General features: G+C 31.9%; 17 protein-coding genes. 11 read left to right on the forward strand and 6 right to left on the reverse strand.

The window, feature by feature from the left end; genetic code table 11:
* Genes B3578_RS07085 through B3578_RS07100 form a run of 4 tightly spaced genes read left to right on the forward strand, consistent with a single transcriptional unit; the run spans position 1 to position 2,770 of the window.
* Entirely contained in the window at positions 1 to 429 is a 429-nt protein-coding gene (locus B3578_RS07085) for a CC0125/CC1285 family lipoprotein (protein WP_180906237.1), read from the forward strand.
* Between the two features lie 17 nt (positions 430 to 446).
* The gene (locus tag B3578_RS07090) at positions 447 to 1,781 is read left to right on the forward strand and encodes a Y-family DNA polymerase (RefSeq protein WP_306459994.1); all 1,335 of its coding nucleotides are present in this window, start codon (positions 447 to 449) and stop codon (positions 1,779 to 1,781) included.
* Between the two features lie 12 nt (positions 1,782 to 1,793).
* Positions 1,794 to 2,252, forward strand: coding sequence for a LexA family protein (locus B3578_RS07095; protein WP_115001214.1), 459 nt, complete (start codon positions 1,794 to 1,796; stop codon positions 2,250 to 2,252).
* A 56-nt stretch (positions 2,253 to 2,308) separates the two neighbouring features.
* Positions 2,309 to 2,770, forward strand: coding sequence for a hypothetical protein (locus B3578_RS07100; protein WP_219034692.1), 462 nt, complete (start codon positions 2,309 to 2,311; stop codon positions 2,768 to 2,770).
* A 32-nt stretch (positions 2,771 to 2,802) separates the two neighbouring features.
* Here B3578_RS07100 and B3578_RS07105 read toward each other — a convergent pair whose 3' ends face one another.
* Positions 2,803 to 4,191: a hypothetical protein gene (locus B3578_RS07105; RefSeq protein WP_257468169.1), complete on the reverse strand. Its 1,389-nt coding sequence runs from the start codon at positions 4,189 to 4,191 to the stop codon at positions 2,803 to 2,805.
* Positions 4,192 to 4,485: 294 nt separating this feature from the next.
* Between B3578_RS07105 and B3578_RS07110 the strand changes: the two genes are divergently transcribed.
* Together B3578_RS07110 and B3578_RS07115 are read left to right on the forward strand one after the other, a co-directional pair.
* On the forward strand, positions 4,486 to 4,734 hold the full coding sequence (locus B3578_RS07110; RefSeq protein WP_038335685.1) for a type B 50S ribosomal protein L31: 249 nt from the start codon (positions 4,486 to 4,488) through the stop codon (positions 4,732 to 4,734).
* A 132-nt stretch (positions 4,735 to 4,866) separates the two neighbouring features.
* Complete coding sequence (locus B3578_RS07115) at positions 4,867 to 6,039, forward strand: proline dehydrogenase family protein (RefSeq protein ID WP_115001213.1); 1,173 nt, start codon at positions 4,867 to 4,869, stop codon at positions 6,037 to 6,039.
* A 50-nt stretch (positions 6,040 to 6,089) separates the two neighbouring features.
* Here B3578_RS07115 and B3578_RS07120 read toward each other — a convergent pair whose 3' ends face one another.
* Positions 6,090 to 6,398, reverse strand: coding sequence for a hypothetical protein (locus B3578_RS07120; protein ID WP_115001211.1), 309 nt, complete (start codon positions 6,396 to 6,398; stop codon positions 6,090 to 6,092).
* A 69-nt stretch (positions 6,399 to 6,467) separates the two neighbouring features.
* A complete protein-coding gene (locus tag B3578_RS07125) occupies positions 6,468 to 6,779 on the reverse strand; it encodes a hypothetical protein (protein WP_115001209.1) in 312 nt (103 codons plus the stop codon).
* Positions 6,780 to 6,927: 148 nt separating this feature from the next.
* Between B3578_RS07125 and priA the strand changes: the two genes are divergently transcribed.
* Positions 6,928 to 9,387: a replication restart helicase PriA gene (gene priA, locus B3578_RS07130; RefSeq protein ID WP_286496372.1), complete on the forward strand. Its 2,460-nt coding sequence runs from the start codon at positions 6,928 to 6,930 to the stop codon at positions 9,385 to 9,387.
* Between the two features lie 42 nt (positions 9,388 to 9,429).
* Here the strand turns inward: priA and B3578_RS07135 are convergent, their stop codons facing one another.
* The 3 genes from B3578_RS07135 to B3578_RS07145 are packed head-to-tail and all read right to left on the reverse strand — an operon-like array spanning position 9,430 to position 10,717.
* Entirely contained in the window at positions 9,430 to 9,804 is a 375-nt protein-coding gene (locus tag B3578_RS07135; RefSeq protein ID WP_125349102.1) for a hypothetical protein, read from the reverse strand.
* A 12-nt stretch (positions 9,805 to 9,816) separates the two neighbouring features.
* Positions 9,817 to 10,164, reverse strand: a complete 348-nt coding sequence (locus B3578_RS07140) for a hypothetical protein (RefSeq protein ID WP_115001203.1) — start codon at positions 10,162 to 10,164, stop codon at positions 9,817 to 9,819.
* A gap of 52 nt (positions 10,165 to 10,216) precedes the next feature.
* Positions 10,217 to 10,717: a GbsR/MarR family transcriptional regulator gene (locus B3578_RS07145; protein WP_291047547.1), complete on the reverse strand. Its 501-nt coding sequence runs from the start codon at positions 10,715 to 10,717 to the stop codon at positions 10,217 to 10,219.
* Positions 10,718 to 10,890: 173 nt separating this feature from the next.
* On the opposite strand from B3578_RS07145, the gene B3578_RS07150 reads away from it, so the two are divergent.
* Genes B3578_RS07150 through B3578_RS07165 form a run of 4 tightly spaced genes read left to right on the forward strand, consistent with a single transcriptional unit; the run spans position 10,891 to position 15,281 of the window.
* Positions 10,891 to 11,580, forward strand: coding sequence for an ABC transporter ATP-binding protein (locus B3578_RS07150; RefSeq protein ID WP_038335693.1), 690 nt, complete (start codon positions 10,891 to 10,893; stop codon positions 11,578 to 11,580).
* 57 nt (positions 11,581 to 11,637) lie between these two features.
* The gene (locus B3578_RS07155) at positions 11,638 to 12,867 is read left to right on the forward strand and encodes an ABC transporter permease (protein ID WP_038335694.1); all 1,230 of its coding nucleotides are present in this window, start codon (positions 11,638 to 11,640) and stop codon (positions 12,865 to 12,867) included.
* On the forward strand, positions 12,867 to 14,123 hold the full coding sequence (locus tag B3578_RS07160) for an ABC transporter permease (protein WP_038335695.1): 1,257 nt from the start codon (positions 12,867 to 12,869) through the stop codon (positions 14,121 to 14,123). Before B3578_RS07155 ends, B3578_RS07160 begins: the two co-directional genes overlap by 1 nt.
* A 24-nt stretch (positions 14,124 to 14,147) precedes the next feature.
* A complete protein-coding gene (locus tag B3578_RS07165; RefSeq protein ID WP_219034695.1) occupies positions 14,148 to 15,281 on the forward strand; it encodes an efflux RND transporter periplasmic adaptor subunit in 1,134 nt (377 codons plus the stop codon).
* Positions 15,282 to 15,834 lie beyond the last annotated feature (553 nt).

The following is a 15,834-nucleotide window of genomic DNA, read 5'->3' on the forward strand; positions in this document are numbered from 1 at the left end:
ATGAAAAAATTAACTCAAATTTTATGTGCTGGAGCTTTCATTTTTGCTTTAGCAAGTTGTCATAACAGCAAGGCTGTTGCATACCAAAAAGATAATGGTACAGGCGGTTATACCGAAGAAAAGGTGAACAATGATACCTATATTGTTAGTTTTGATGGAAACGAATACAATAAAAAAGACAAAACGTTTGACTATGCTTTGTTGAGAGCAGCAGAAATTGGTCAGCGTAATAATTTTGATTATTTTGCAATTTTAAGTACGGTGAACGATAAAGTTTTGGAAAAAAGTAACAGCTATACAAAGTTAGATAATAATGATACGTGGCTGAAAGTACAATATTTCAAAAACAGTAAACCGATAAAATTTCAAACGGTTTATGAACCAGCTGTTGTAATAAAAGATTTGCATAAAAAATATAAAATTAAATAAGAATACAAACCACTCATTTGAGTGGTTTTTTATTTTTGAATAATTTAACATTTTCGATGACACAATGTGGCGTTTTAACTTCTCAACTTTGTATTATGTTCGCATTGATAGATTGTAATAATTTTTACGCCAGTTGCCATCGTGTTTTTCAACCGAAGCTTCTTCATCAGCCAATTGTAGTATTGTCTAATAATGATGGTTGTGTAATTTCGCGTTCTGCCGAAGCAAAGTTAGCTGGAATTCCAATGGGTGCGCCTGCGCATCAATTTCAACGTATTTTTGAACAGAAAAAAATCAAAGTTTTTTCGTCAAATTATCAATTATATGCGGATATGAGCAATCGTGTAATGTCGATTTTATCGTTGTATTCGCCTGATCAGGAAATTTATTCGATAGACGAATGTTTCTTAAAATTGAATGGATTTGATCGTTTTGATTTGAAAAATTACGGATTAGAAATCAAATCTAAAATATATCAATTTACAAAATTGCCAGTTTGTGTAGGAATTGCTCCAACAAAATCCTTGGCGAAATTAGCGAATCATATTGCGAAAAAATTTCCAGAAGTTCATCAAGGGGTTTATATTATTCAGACTCAAGAACAAATCCATAAAGCGTTAAAATGGTTAAATATTGAAGATGTTTGGGGAATTGGTCGACGAATGTCGCGACGTTTGAGAATGATCGGTGTCAATAAAGCGTTGGATTTTGTACAATTAAAAGATGATTTTCTTCGGAAAGAATTTTCGATAGTAGGTTTGCGTTTGAAAAAAGATTTGTTAGGTGAAGCGGTGTTAGATTTAGAAGCGATTTCGGCAAAGAAAAGTATTGCAACGACGCGTAGTTTTGAAGAATATACCAACGATTTTGAATATGTAAAAGAGCGTGTTGCTACTTTTGCGGTTTCGTGTGCAGAGAAACTTCGGAAACAGAATTCTTCTTGCAATTTGGTTACAGTTTTTATTCAGACCAATAATTTTGATAGAAATAAACCACAATATTACCGTACAATTTCGGTCCATTTACCTTACGAATCGAATTCAAGTATAACGTTGTCCAAATTTGCAATTAAAGCGTTTGAGCAAATTTATAAAGATGGTTATGAGTACAAAAAGGCTGGAGTAGTGGTGTCTGGAATTGTTTCGTCAGATCAAAAACAATTATCGCTTTTTGAAGAAGAAAATCCAAATCACCCAGATTTGATGAAAGTCATCGATTTGTTGAACAAAAAATTTGGTGCGGCAAAAATAAAATTAGCTTCGCAAGATTTGAATAAAACGTGGAAAATGCGTCAAAATAATTTATCACCTTGTTATACAACCAAGTGGAAAGATTTGTTGGTGGTGTATTAAACGATAGAAAAAATGAATGGAGAGATAAAAATGTTAGACAAAGAACTCAACCTTTTTGTTATAAATACAGATGGTGAGAAAAAATATATTCCGAATTTTGGTCATGTAAATGCTGGATTTCCTTCACCTGCAGAAGATTTTGTGGACGATAGAATAAGTTTGGACGAACGTTATTTAACGCATCCCGAATCTACTTTTTTGATTGTCGTTGGTGGAGATTCGATGTATCCTGTTTATCAAAAAAATGATATTTTGGTGATTCGGACAGATCTTATTCCGTTGCATCACGATGATATTATTGTTTCTGTTAATAATGAAGATTATACGTTGAAACGCTTTGATAAAATAAACAATAAACTGATTGCGATAAATCTAAATTACAAAGATTGTGTTCAAATACACGAAAATGATGAGGTGGTTATTTTAGGAGTTGTTGGTGTTTTGGTACGAGAAATAACGAATAGAATTTAAATCTTTGTTGTAACTTTTTTATAAAACATGCATCTTAATAGTAAAGATATGATGTTATGAGAAAATTTATTTTATTGTGTTTTGCAGTGATGTTGGTGCAATCTTGTATTACAATTTCAACTGTTTCGAATGTGTCAACGAATGCGTCAAGATATTTGAGTATTGATGGAATTTATAAAACAGAAGGAACAACATATTCAGCAACAAAAGTGATTAGACGAAATAATAATCAAATCGTTTTGGACTTTACACAAATGCAAGGAGAAGTTTATTATTTCTTGAAAACAAATCAAGATATAGAACTTGAATTAGATTATGAAGTGAAACAAAAAAATGGTTTAATGGATTTTTCGATTGTAGATTATACAGGAAAAGAATTAACTCAAATAGGTAGTGCTTCGAAAGGAAAAATGAATAAAAAAGAATCTATTCATTTAGAATCTTATAAAAGTTATAGAATCAATTTTAAAGGAGATGATTTTAAAGGAAAAGTATCTGTTCAGTTAAATAATAAATAAATAAGGTCGAGTTTTACTCGACCTTATTTATTTTATTGAAATGCTCCAATTGTAGGAGTTGTTCCTCGAGGTTGTCCGTTATAATCTAACGGATATTGTTGCGCAAAAGATATTTTTCCTTTCCCTTTAGCAGGTGATTCATTTTTCACAGCTAATTTATTTGCGAAATAATTTGTATTCTCAAACATCGGATCTAACGTAATACTTGCCAAGAAATTTGGCGCAGTTGTCACATTTAATACTGAAGTATCCGCATTGTGAATAACATTGGTGTCAAATAAATAATTGAAAGCCGCACCATCTTTTTTATCCAATAAAATAGCATTTGGCGTGCGTTCATTATATATAATACAATTTCCGAACGTTGCTTTTGTCAAAGCCGAAACATTTTTATCATTGTTTTCGTTACTCAAGAAAAGCGAATAAGCTGGACCAGCACTTGTCGCAAAATTGTAATAATTGGCAAAAGTAGAATGATAAAATTCGTACGAACCACCATATTCTATTGCTAAAGTTGCCAAATTACTATTATTCATCACCAAGTTGTAACCTGTAATTGTAGCGTTTGTTGCTAAAATTCCATACGATTGATTATTAACAATTTTAGCATTACTAATATCTAATTTCGAATTATTTACGTGTAAACCAGTATCTGCACCAATAATTTTTGCATAATTGATTTTTGATGTACTATTTGGAGCTAGTTCGATTTTGTTCCATTGATCAGGAATCGAATCGTATTTATTATCATGACGAGCTGAACGAAATTTCACTTCTTCATTCAAAGCTCCATTTACAGTAAGTTTTGCATTGTTTCCAACTGTTAAACTTGCTCCTTTTTTGAAATAAACTTTTGCACCTTTATCAATTGTTAAATCACTTGTAATAGTTAAATTTCCGTCAATTACTTGGGCTTCGTCCATATTCCAATTTGCAGAAGAAATTGTAGCATCTTTTGTATGAATTTTAGCTTTTTCTATCCAAGAAAGTAACTTGATTTTTTTAGAAGAATTGGTTGTTTTAAAGTTAATTTCGTCATCGTAAAGCGGATTAAGAGGCGCTTCTTGAGCATTTACTTCAACAAAAATAAATAAACTATCCTTTTTGCGAATCGGCACATTTTCGAAACTTGTTCCTGCTTTTCCGTCTACATTTATATTGAAAAATGAATTATTTCCACGTGTCAAATATATTTTTGGAATCACGCGATCATCATTCTCAGGATTATAAATTTTAAGCAGATAGGTTTCAGATTTAGAGAAATTATATACGGTATCTACGGAAACGGTATCTTTGCTAAAGCGCAATTCAGAACTAATTGGATCATAGTCAAAATCATCGCGACAAGATTGAAAACCAATCAAAGAAGCAATACCAAGTCCGGCGATTAATGTTTTTACGTTCATAAAATTATGATTCATTATATAAGTTTAAACAGCAAATAATAGGTTTTATTGTAGATGGACAAAGATAAAAAATAGATTTTTATGAATAGATTCACCAAAAATATTTGTACGAATTACTAAAATGTTTATATTTGCACCACGAAAAATGTGTACAAGAAGTGCAGGTTTAATTTTAAGAAGCCCATTACACTCGAAATTAAATTTGCTTAATGTATTGTTTTAAATGTTTTTTCAATAAAATTGATTGTAACATTCTGTAAATAATATTATCTTTGCACTCCAATAAAGTTAACAAAGAAGATTAAAAAAATGAAAAAAGATATCCACCCAACAAATTACCGTTTGGTAGCATTCAAAGATATGTCTAACGAAGATGTGTTCATCACAAAATCTTGTGCTGATACTAAAGATACATTAGTTGTTGACGGAGTAGAGTACCCATTAATCAAAATGGAGATTTCTTCTACATCTCACCCATTTTACACAGGTAAAACTAAATTGGTTGATACTGCAGGACGTATCGACAAATTCAGAAGCAAATACGCTAAAAAAGGATAAGAATAGGCAACTATTTGCAATCTTTAAAATATATCAAAAACCTACAAGAATTTCTTGTAGGTTTTTTTAGTTTAATCAGGTTTTAATTATAAATTTGTAACGTTATATTAACACAAAAAATAGTTAACTCACATGTCTTTATTCGACAATACACAGTTTGCTTTCGAATCGAAATCAGATAAAGATTTAAAGAAAGCGTATTACTTATACAAGTTAATCGGAAGCCCCGCATTGACAAGTTTTGGAACTAAGTTTTTTAATTTACCATTTGCGGTAGATATCCCATTCGTAAAACCTGTAATTCGTGAAACAATCTACAAACAATTTGTAGGAGGAGAAACGGCAGAACAAGGTGTGGTTGTCGCAAATGAATTATTTAAATATCACGTAAGTTCTATTTTAGATTATTCTATCGAAGGATTAACAGAAGAAAAACAATTTGACGAAGTTCGTGACGTTATGTTACACTTGGTTGATTTAGCAAAATCTAATCAATCAATTCCATTTGTAGTATTTAAACCAACTGCATTTGGTCGAATCGAATTATTTGAAAAAGTAGGGAAGAAACAAACGTTAACTGCAGAAGAAGAAAAATCTTGGGCTAATATTCGTCAACGTTTCGAGGCAGTATGTCAAAAAGGATATGATTTGGATGTTAATATCATGGTAGATGCAGAAGAAACTTGGATGCAAGGTTCTGCAGATGATTTGACTGACGAAATGATGGTGAAATATAACACAAAACGTGCATTAGTTTGGAATACGTTGCAAATGTATCGTCATGATCGTTTGGCTTATTTGAAAGAAATGCATGCAAAAGCAGAGCGCGAAGGATATTTCTTAGGATTCAAAATTGTGCGTGGAGCATATATGGAGAAAGAGCGTGCACGTGCGCAAGCCGAAGGTTATCCATCTCCAATTCAACCAAACAAAGAAGCTTCGGATAGAGATTATAATCTAGCGTTAGAATTTATTGCTTCTCATCACGAGCGTTTTGGTTTATTCGCAGGTTCGCACAACGAAGAAAGTTGCGAATTGTTAATCAAATTGATGAACGAAAACGGAATTGAGAAAAATAATCCAAATTTCTGGTTTGGACAATTATTTGGAATGAGTGATAATATTTCATTCAACTTGGCGCATTTAGGATACAATATTGCAAAATATTTACCTTACGGGCCAATCAAAGAAGTAATGCCTTACTTGGTTCGTCGAGCACAAGAAAACACTTCTGTTGCAGGACAAACAGGACGCGAATTGATGCTGATTGAAAAAGAATTAGAGCGTCGTAAAAAATCGAAATAATCGTATTTTATATAAAGCAAAAATCCACTCAATTTGAGTGGATTTTTTGATTAATTATTATTTTTCTTGATTCTAATCTTGCCTTTATGTTCATGATACATCATACAAGTTGCTTTATTTTCTAACTCTTTGCATGTTTTTTCAAAATCATAAATAACACTCACGGTTTCACCTTCTTTTTTGTCTGAAAATATTTCATTGTTACAAACCAAATAATCCTCTTTGTCATCAACACGAATGTAAGTTCCTGTACAATCTCTCACAATCGTTCCAGTAAATAATCGATCGTGTTTAATACTTGTACTGCAAGAAGATAGGGCTAAGGTAAGGAGAGTAGTTAATGAGAAAAGTAGTTTCATATTTTGATAAATTAATAATCATAAATATAAAGTTTTTTATAGTGTAAATAAATAGAGTTTAACTATATTTTAAAAACTTTTTTTATTAAAATTTAGAATAACCAACATCATCGAATCTTGTAAGGAAGTCACTTGATGAATAACTTTTGGAGGAAGAATATATTCGTCAAATTCTTTTAAATTGACAATCTCAATTTTTGAATCAATTTCTATTTCACCTTTCAGCATTAAAATTTTTGCATTTACAGGTAATTGATGATCGATTAATTTCAAACTTTTTTTTAGTCCAAAAGCAACAACACGCGTATCATCATTTCTGAAAATGATTTTTATAATTGGTTTTTCCGATTCCGAAATCTGATCTAAAATGGCATGTAACATAATGATAGTTTTTGAATTCTCTTAAAATTAGTATTAATTCTTCAAACTATCTGAAAATGAAATATTAATAATTTGTGAAATTTTAAGCAATTGTAATCTTCATTCTTAACACAAAAAAATGTTTAACTTGCGTTTTTAATCATATAAAATGACAACGAATTATTTTGCCGAAATTATTTTACCACTTTCATTAAATGGAACATTTACATACCATCTTTCTGAAATTGATTTACAGCAAATTAAAGTTGGTCAGCGTGTTTCCGTGCCTTTCGGAACGCAAAAATTATATACAGGAATTGTACATTCTATTCATCAAAATGCGCCAGAATTATACAAAACAAAGGCGATTCATGCTTTTTTGGATGATGAACCTTTGGTGACGCAAACGCAAATTAATTTTTGGGAATGGATGGCGAATTATTATATGTGTTCACTGGGCGATGTTTTTCGAAATGCTTTTCCTTCTGCATTAAAATTAGAATCTCAAACTTTTGTTCGATTAATTAATCCAAATTATGAAACAATTGAAGAGCTAAATGATTATGAATTCTTAGTTTTTGAAGCGTTGAAATTGCGTGAAATCATTTCAGTTGAAGAAGCAGCTTTAATTGTAGACGAGAAATCAGCAATTCCAACACTTAAATTATTAATTGATAAAGGAATTATTCGGTTAGATGAAAAACTGAACGAAAAATATACGCCAAAAATTGATAATTATGTCCGATTACATCCAGATTTAAAAGGAAATGAAACTGCCTTTATCGAGATTTTAAATCAATTAAATAAAGCACCAAAACAGCGCGAAACCTTGTTGCAATTGATTACGTTAGAAACGCAATCGCAAGAAAAACCGCTAAAAGTTGCAGATTTTATAAAACAAGGTGCGACAAATGCTGTACTTAAATCTTTAGCAGAAAAAGGAGCAGTTGAAATTTATCAACATCAAACTTCTCGTGTAGATGAAGATGAGAAAGAAGTTGCTGAAATTGCTGAATTGACCTTGAAACAAATTGCAGCTTTAAATCAAATTAAAGAAGATTTTAAGGATAAATCAACCGTTTTATTACATGGTGTAACATCAAGTGGAAAGACAGAAATTTATCTAAAATTGATGGAACAAGTAATTGCGAAAGGAAATAAAGTGTTGTACTTATTACCAGAAATTTCTGTGACAACTCAAATTGTTCATCGAATCAAAAAACATTTTGGAGAAAGAGTAGGAGTTTATCATTCGAAATTCAATCAAAATGAACGTGTAGAATTGTGGCAGAAAACCTTGAATGGCGATTTTGATATTATCATTGGTCCACGAACAGCGTTGTATTTGCCTTTTGATAATTTAGGAATGATTATCGTGGATGAAGAGCACGAATCTTCTTATAAACAAATGGATGTAAAACCATTTTTTCATGCGCGCGATATGGCGATGTTGCTTGGAGGAATGATGAATGCGAAGGTTTTATTAGGTTCAGCGACACCTTCGGCTGAAAGTTATTATAATGCGAAAAATAAAAAATATGGTTATGTCGAATTAACTGAACGTTTTGGGAGTATAAAATTGCCCGAAATTAATTTGATTGACCTCAAAAAAGCGCAAAAGGAAAAAGAAATTACAGAAGATATTTCGCATACACTTCGTGATGAAATTTTCAATCAATTGCATCAAAAAAAGCAAGTCATTTTATTTCAGAATCGTCGTGGATATGCGCCAATTATGGAATGTAATACGTGTGGTCATACGCCCGAATGTCCAAATTGTGATGTCAGTTTAACATATCATAAATTCTCGAATCAACTAAAATGTCATTATTGTGGTTATGCACAAGCAAAACCTTTGCGTTGCCCGAGTTGTGGTTCGTACGAATTGAATACAAAAGGTTTGGGAACAGAACAGATAGAACAGCAAGTTCAAACAATTTTTCCTGAAGCAAAAGTTCGAAGAATGGATGTCGATTCGATGCGAGGGAAATTTGCGTACGAAAAATTGATCGAAGATTTTGAGAACAAAGAAATTGATATTTTAATTGGAACGCAAATGATTACAAAAGGTTTTGATTTTGGAAATGTTAATTTTGTTGGTGTTATTCGAGCAGATTCTTTGTTAAATTTTCCTGATTTTAGAGCGCACGAAAAAGCGTTTCAATTGTTAACGCAAGTTTCTGGTCGTGCAGGTCGTCGTCAAGAACAAGGAAAAGTATTGATTCAATCTTTTCAGCCAGAACATCAGATTTTGCAAAATGTCACAACCTACAGTTATGCACCAACGATGAAAGATATTTTGTATGAGCGAAAAGAATTTTTGTATCCTCCTTATTCACGGTTAATCAAGTTGCGTTTCAAGCATAAAAATAAAGAGCGTTTGGATAAAACGGCGGCTCAATTAGTCGTTTTGCTTAAACCAAGTTTTGATGCAAAATGTTTACTTGGTCCAGAAACGCCTTCGATTGGAAGAATCAATAATTTATATATTACAGATGTGATGATTAAAATTAGACCAAATCAATCACCTCAAAAAGTAAAAGATTTAATTCAAGCAAAAATAGATCAATTGCATACAATTGCAGCTTTTCGTTCGGTACGAATTGATGTTGATGTTGATCCAGTTTAAAATAAAAACCTCCCAAAAGTTAACTTTTGGGAGGTTTTCTTGTTAAGATTCTAAACTTCTTAAATATTGTTGTTGCAAAGATCTACGTCTGCCTTTCATAAATAAGAAAAGGTTTAGCATCAACATTATTCCTAAATAAATGGCGAAACTACCAATTTTTGTACTTAATTTTACAATCAAATCTTCGGTTGTTGCGATAGAAGTCATGTAAACAATTAGCATGGCAAAACCGATATTCAAAAGATAAAAACCAATTTTGAATAATGAATTTGTTGCGCTTGCAATATCTTCTTTTTGATGGAAAATATCGTACATAAATATTTTTCCATTTTTGAATAAAACGTTAGAAACTGCGATTGTCATTAATATTGCCACTGGTAAGTAAACCAAATATGCAATTAGATTGTAATTTGTCATAATTTGCTGTGTTTAAGTGTTTATTTTTTTGCTTTTTCTTGCGATATAAATAATTGATAAATTAATAAAATGTAATATTCCGAGGATTAATAATATAAATCCAATTTTGTAGGACAATGAAGAAAACATGATGGTAATGGAGTCAACTTGTTCCCAGTTTTGTAAACTTATTGCCGAAAAACCTAAATTGACCAAATAGTATCCAATCAATAAAAGATTATTAATCGATTGACAAACAGAATGATTATCGATTAAGTTTGTCAAGTACACAAAACCAATTTTATACACTTTCCAACCAATAAAAATGGTGATGTAGAAAGTAATAATCAGATAAATGATATACGAAATAATATTATACATATTGAATTTTCAATAATTTTTGAAATTTGTGATTCAAAAAAATACGAATTGATTATTTTATCAAATTCGTGATTTTTCCTACCAACCAATGCTCATCAGATTTGATAGCAAGGTCCATTATATTATTGATTTTTGTCGAAACAGAAGATAAATCTTGTAATAATTTTGCAAATTCTTTTGCATCATCAGATTGATCGTCGATGTTTTTTAATGATTCTAAAAAATCAATTACCGGCTCTATTTCACGCTTTCTGCGTTCTTTTGTAATTTGTTTGAATAAATACCAAACATCTTTATCGGCAACAAAATATTCTTTACGTTCTCCTTTTATCAATTCTTTTCTTACAATTCCCCAATCCATCAAAGCACGCAAATTCATATTTGCATTTCCGCGAGAAATTTGTAATTCCTCCATAATTAGATCTGTAGAAATAGGTTCATTATACGTTAATAATAATGCATGAACTTGTGCCATAGTACGATTTATTCCCCAGTTAACAGCGAAAGTTCCCCAAGTTTGAACAAATTTTTCTTTTGATTCTTCTAATTTCATTGCAATTATTATTTACACAAATATATATAAATTTCTATACTTTCAAAAATTATTGAAAATTAATTTTGAAAAATATTTTAGCGCTATTTATAAGATAAATCTTAAACTTGCTTGTAACATTTTTCTTATAATTTCGACTTATCTGTTATCTTTATTGAAATTTACAACAATCTATGATATCTATTCGAGATTTAAATAAATCCTACATAATGGGAAAAAACAAACTTCACGTACTCAAAGGAATTAACCTTGAGATTACGGAAGGCGAATTTGTTGCGATTATGGGATCTTCGGGTTCGGGGAAATCAACTTTATTGAATATCATTGGAATGTTGGACGAGCATGATACAGGTATTTATGAATTGGACGGTGTTAGAATTGAGAAGTTAAACGAAACTAAAGCGGCTAATTATCGAAACAAATTTTTAGGATTTATTTTTCAATCTTATAATTTAATTAGTTTCAAAAATGTATTAGAAAATGTAGCGTTACCGTTGTATTATCAAAAAGTAAAACGATCGGATCGAAATAAAATAGCGCTTAGTTATCTGGAAAGAGTGGGGTTGGAGCCTTGGGCTACTCATATGCCAAATGAACTTTCGGGTGGACAAAAACAACGTGTTGCAATTGCGCGTGCATTGGCTGCAAAACCAAAATTGTTATTGGCGGATGAGCCTACAGGAGCGCTGGATACAAAGACTTCGCAAGAAGTAATGCACCTGATTCAAGAAATTAATGACGAAGGTAAAACAATTGTAATGGTGACGCATGAAGATGATATTGCAAATATGTGTAAACGTATTGTTCGTCTTAAAGATGGTGTAATTGTAAGTGACGAAAAAGTAGAACAAGTAAGAGTTTAATGATTTTCGAATCTCAAACTTCGTAAATCATAAATCAAAGAATCTTAAATATAAAATATGTTTGATACAGACCGTTGGAGCGAAATATGGTCGTCCATTGCAAGTAATAAATTGCGTACAGCATTGTCGGGTTTGACAATCGCTTTGGCGCTTTTTGTGTTTATTACATTGTATGGATTGGGAAATGGTTTGCAGAACGGGTTTCAACAAGAATTTTTCAAAGCAAATTCATTAAATATTACCGTTAACGGAGGTACAACAACAGAACCTTACAATGGTTTCAAACAAGGACGTACAATTGAATTGGATGTAAAAGATTTTGATTTTATTAAACATTCTTTTCCAGATGAAATAAAATCGATTGTAAGTACAATTTCGAAAAGTGATACGATTAGAAATGAAGCTAATTCAGGAAGTTATTCAATTACTGGAGTTTATCCAGAATATGAATCAATGATTAATGAAAATGTAACGCTTGGTCGATTTATCAATAAAAAAGATATGGAGAATCAGTCCAAATCAATTGTTATTGGACGATTGGTTGCGCAAGATTTTTTTCCAAATCAGATTGCGATTGGTAAGTATTTGCAATTAGGTTCAAGTATGTATCAAGTGGTTGGTGTTTTCGAAAGTAAAGATGGTGGTGATAATGCCGAGCGTGCTTTGTATGCACCTTTTACAACGTTTAGAACGATTTATGCTACAGATAAAGTATCATCGATTATTGTAACACCAAAAGATGGAATGGCTTTGGCTGACATTTCTAAACTTGCAAATGCAATTGAATATAATATAAAAGGTCGACATAATGTTGCACCTTCTGATTATGGTGGAATTTGGGTGCGAAATGCGGCTGATGCAATGGAAGATACCAATCAATTTTTCTTGATTCTGACAATTATTGTATTTGTAATTGGTGGAGGAAGTTTGATTGCAGGAATCGTAAGTATCGGAAATATTATGGTGTTTAGTGTAAAAGAGCGTACCAAAGAAATTGGTATTCGAAAAGCTTTAGGCGCAACACCAGCCAATGTTTTGGGACTGATTTTACAAGAAGCAATTATGATTACAATTATTTTCGGAGCAATAGGAATTGCTTTAGCGGCACTTGTTGTAGAAAATATTGGAGATAGCTTAGAAGAATATTTTATTTATAATCCAGGTGTAGAAACTAATTCGTTGGTAATGGCTTGTATTATTTTATTTGTTGCAGGAACAGTTTCTGGATTAATTCCAGCTTTGAATGCAGCACGTATTAAACCTATTGATGCTTTAAGAGACGAATAATGAACTTTATAAAATTTGTTTTTGATCCAGATGCTTGGAGCGAAGTCTACGCGGCGATTCGCAAAAATAAATTGCGCACTATTTTGACAATGATTGGTGTTGCATGGGGAATGTTCTTATTTGTATTATTGTTAGGAGTAACACGCGGTTTGCAAAATGGTTTTGACCGTAATTTGGCAAATGCCGCAACCAATTCATTATTTGTTTGGGGAGGGACAACATCGATGCCATATCAAGGATTTCAAAAAGGTCGCACAATTGAATTGAAAATGAGTGATGTTCGTCAAATTCAGGCTCGTTTTCCTCAAATTTCGTTGTTAGCTCCTCGAAACTCGAAACCAAATTCAATATTAACTTACGGAACAAAATATAATTTTTACACGGTTAATGGAGATTATCCAGATCAAAACCGAATGTTTGGGAAAGATATTATTCAAGGTCGTTTTATCAATGAAGATGATATCAAAACTGAATCGAAAGTTTGTGTAATTGGAATTGAAGTTGCCGAACAATTTTTTGGTGATAAACCGAAACCTTTAGGGAAAGAAATCAGAATTAGCGATAGTTATTATACAATTGTCGGCGTTTACGACACACCTTCTTCGCCTGTAGAGAGTAAAGATCAAGTGTTTATTCCGTTTACAACATTTCAAAAAATATACAATCAAGGAGAAACGATTCAATATTTAAGTTTGAGTTTACCTAATAATTATGATATTGTAGCATTCGAAAAAGAATTAAAAACATATCTGAAACAAATTAAAAATATTTCGCCAGATGACGACCAGGGAATTGGTGGTTTTAATTTAGGTGAAATGCTTGGAAAGATTATGAAATTCGTAAAAGGAATGCAGTTCCTAGCGATTGTTGTAGGAGGAATGACATTATTTTCCGGGGTTATTGCGATTGCAAGTATTTTATTGATTACAGTTTCAGAACGAACAAAAGAATTTGGAATTCGAAGAGCATTAGGTGCAATTCCTGCTCAAATTCGAGGACAAATTTTGTTAGAATCAGTAGTTTTAACATTAATTGCAGGTTTAGGCGGAATTATTTTTGCAGCACTTTTACTAATGGTTCTCAACGAAATTATCATTCCATCAAATAAAAACATACCTTTATATAATGCGTCAATCGATTTGTTTACACTTTTTACAGCTTTAGCAGTGATGGTGATTATGGCAACTTTAGCGGGATTGATTCCTGCTCAACGTGCAATTCAAATCAAACCTATTGATGCTTTGAGAGATGAATAACTAAAACTTAACAGATATAGAAGAATGAAAAAATTTCTAAAGATTTTGATGATTGTCGTTTTTATCGGTGCTGTAATCGGTGTGATTGCATATTTCGGTAAAAAGAATAGCCAAGACAATGAAGTTTATGAAACGACAACGCCTTTTATGGGAAATATAGAGGTGAAAGCTGTTGCAACTGGTGAATTAAAACCGTTGGAAACAATTGAAATTAAGCCAAATATTTCGGGTGTTATAAAATCGATTAATGTTGCTGAAGGACAATATGTAGAGCGTGGTCAGTTGATTTGTGAACTGAAAGTTGTTCCAAATGTTCAGTCGTTAAATGCAGCTCGTCAGTCTATTCAAGCGGCTCAAATTACGGTCGATCAAGAACGTCGTAATTTCAATCGAACATCAACTTTATATAATCAAGGTGTTTTGCCTCGTGCAGATTATGACAATGCAAATGCGACATATAAGTCAGCTCAACAACAATTAAAAGCTGCCGAAAACGATTACAAAGTTGCGCAAACAGGTATTGCTCCCGGTTTGGAAGCTTATGCAACAACACGTATTACAGCAACTACTTCGGGAATGATTTTAGATATTCCTGTTGAGGTTGGGAATATGGTGCAAGAGATTAATAATTTCTCTACAGGTACTACTATTGCTACGATGGCTGATGTTAAGAAAATGATTTTCCAAGGAAAAGTTGACGAAGCTGAGGTTGGTAAATTAAAAGAAGGAATGAAAATTAATGTATCGATTGGTGCAATTCCGAACAAAACTTTTACAGCGATTCTTGATTTTATTTCGCCTCAAGGAGTTGCAACGAATGGAGTAGTTCAGTTCGAGATTAAAGCACCAGTTCAATTAGATTCAGATAACTTTATTCGTGCGGGATATTCTGCAAATGCTGAGGTTGTAACGCAGGAAGCAAAAAATGTATTGTTGGTAAAATCAGCGCATGTTCGTTACGACGAAAACCAAAAACCATATGTTGAGATTCTTACTTCTGGTAAAGGACAAGATGCAAAATACGAAAAGAAATACATCACTCTTGGAATTACAGACGGAGTGAATGTTCAAGTAAAATCTGGCTTGAAAAAAACAGATAAAATCAAAATTTGGAATACCGATTTGGAAAAAGATAAAAACGGTAACGGTCCACATTAATAAGATACAAAAGGAGAATAAAGCGTTCTCCTTTTTTTGATTCTGTCACTCCGATTTTATCAAAAAGCTTTTTTATAGAAACTTAATTATGATGTCATCAGCATCGTATCCATTATATTATTAACTATACTGAATAACTCATTCTCGCTTTGCGACAATTCCTCCCGAATAGTTAACTCAAAAGTATCCATTTTACTTTTCTTTTTGGTAAGAAAAGCAAAACGTCTAATCATTTTATGAAGTTAAAAGGCATTCTTGAGTAATTAACAAGTTTAATTTTCCTGTCGTTTCGAGCTTGTCGAGAAATCTATCCCGTTATAATTTAGTTTTTAAAAAGAGCTTTTCTCGTCAAAAATCTAATATCTCAGTTCTCATATCTAAACATTTCAAAAAATATTTTCCATTGTACCAATAACTTAAGGAAAGAATGTAAAATAAATGTAAAGTATGTTTGGAAAAACGAATAATCCAGCCGTATATTTGCAATCCCAATACGAAAGACGAGAAGTATTGTAGTTGACTTAAGGACTTATATAGCGACAAAAATTATTTA

The organism is Empedobacter sp. UBA1574 (genome assembly GCF_002322895.1).
GTDB classification, from domain to species: Bacteria; Bacteroidota; Bacteroidia; order Flavobacteriales; family Weeksellaceae; genus Empedobacter; species Empedobacter falsenii_B.

What these genes read in the sequence shown, in the direction of transcription:
- B3578_RS07150 (WP_038335693.1), top strand. Translation starts at nt 10,891, where the DNA reads ATGATATCTATTCGAGATTTAAATAAATCCTACATAATGGGAAAAAAC.
- B3578_RS07105 (WP_257468169.1), bottom strand. Translation starts at nt 4,191, where the DNA reads ATGAATCATAATTTTATGAACGTAAAAACATTAATCGCCGGACTTGGT.
- B3578_RS07085 (WP_180906237.1), top strand. Translation starts at nt 1, where the DNA reads ATGAAAAAATTAACTCAAATTTTATGTGCTGGAGCTTTCATTTTTGCT.
- B3578_RS07115 (WP_115001213.1), top strand. Translation starts at nt 4,867, where the DNA reads ATGTCTTTATTCGACAATACACAGTTTGCTTTCGAATCGAAATCAGAT.
- B3578_RS07125 (WP_115001209.1), bottom strand. Translation starts at nt 6,779, where the DNA reads ATGTTACATGCCATTTTAGATCAGATTTCGGAATCGGAAAAACCAATT.
- priA (WP_286496372.1), top strand. Translation starts at nt 6,928, where the DNA reads ATGACAACGAATTATTTTGCCGAAATTATTTTACCACTTTCATTAAAT.
- B3578_RS07110 (WP_038335685.1), top strand. Translation starts at nt 4,486, where the DNA reads ATGAAAAAAGATATCCACCCAACAAATTACCGTTTGGTAGCATTCAAA.
- B3578_RS07120 (WP_115001211.1), bottom strand. Translation starts at nt 6,398, where the DNA reads ATGAAACTACTTTTCTCATTAACTACTCTCCTTACCTTAGCCCTATCT.
- B3578_RS07100 (WP_219034692.1), top strand. Translation starts at nt 2,309, where the DNA reads ATGAGAAAATTTATTTTATTGTGTTTTGCAGTGATGTTGGTGCAATCT.
- B3578_RS07140 (WP_115001203.1), bottom strand. Translation starts at nt 10,164, where the DNA reads ATGTATAATATTATTTCGTATATCATTTATCTGATTATTACTTTCTAC.
- B3578_RS07095 (WP_115001214.1), top strand. Translation starts at nt 1,794, where the DNA reads ATGAATGGAGAGATAAAAATGTTAGACAAAGAACTCAACCTTTTTGTT.
- B3578_RS07160 (WP_038335695.1), top strand. Translation starts at nt 12,867, where the DNA reads ATGAACTTTATAAAATTTGTTTTTGATCCAGATGCTTGGAGCGAAGTC.
- B3578_RS07145 (WP_291047547.1), bottom strand. Translation starts at nt 10,717, where the DNA reads ATGAAATTAGAAGAATCAAAAGAAAAATTTGTTCAAACTTGGGGAACT.
- B3578_RS07155 (WP_038335694.1), top strand. Translation starts at nt 11,638, where the DNA reads ATGTTTGATACAGACCGTTGGAGCGAAATATGGTCGTCCATTGCAAGT.
- B3578_RS07165 (WP_219034695.1), top strand. Translation starts at nt 14,148, where the DNA reads ATGAAAAAATTTCTAAAGATTTTGATGATTGTCGTTTTTATCGGTGCT.
- B3578_RS07135 (WP_125349102.1), bottom strand. Translation starts at nt 9,804, where the DNA reads ATGACAAATTACAATCTAATTGCATATTTGGTTTACTTACCAGTGGCA.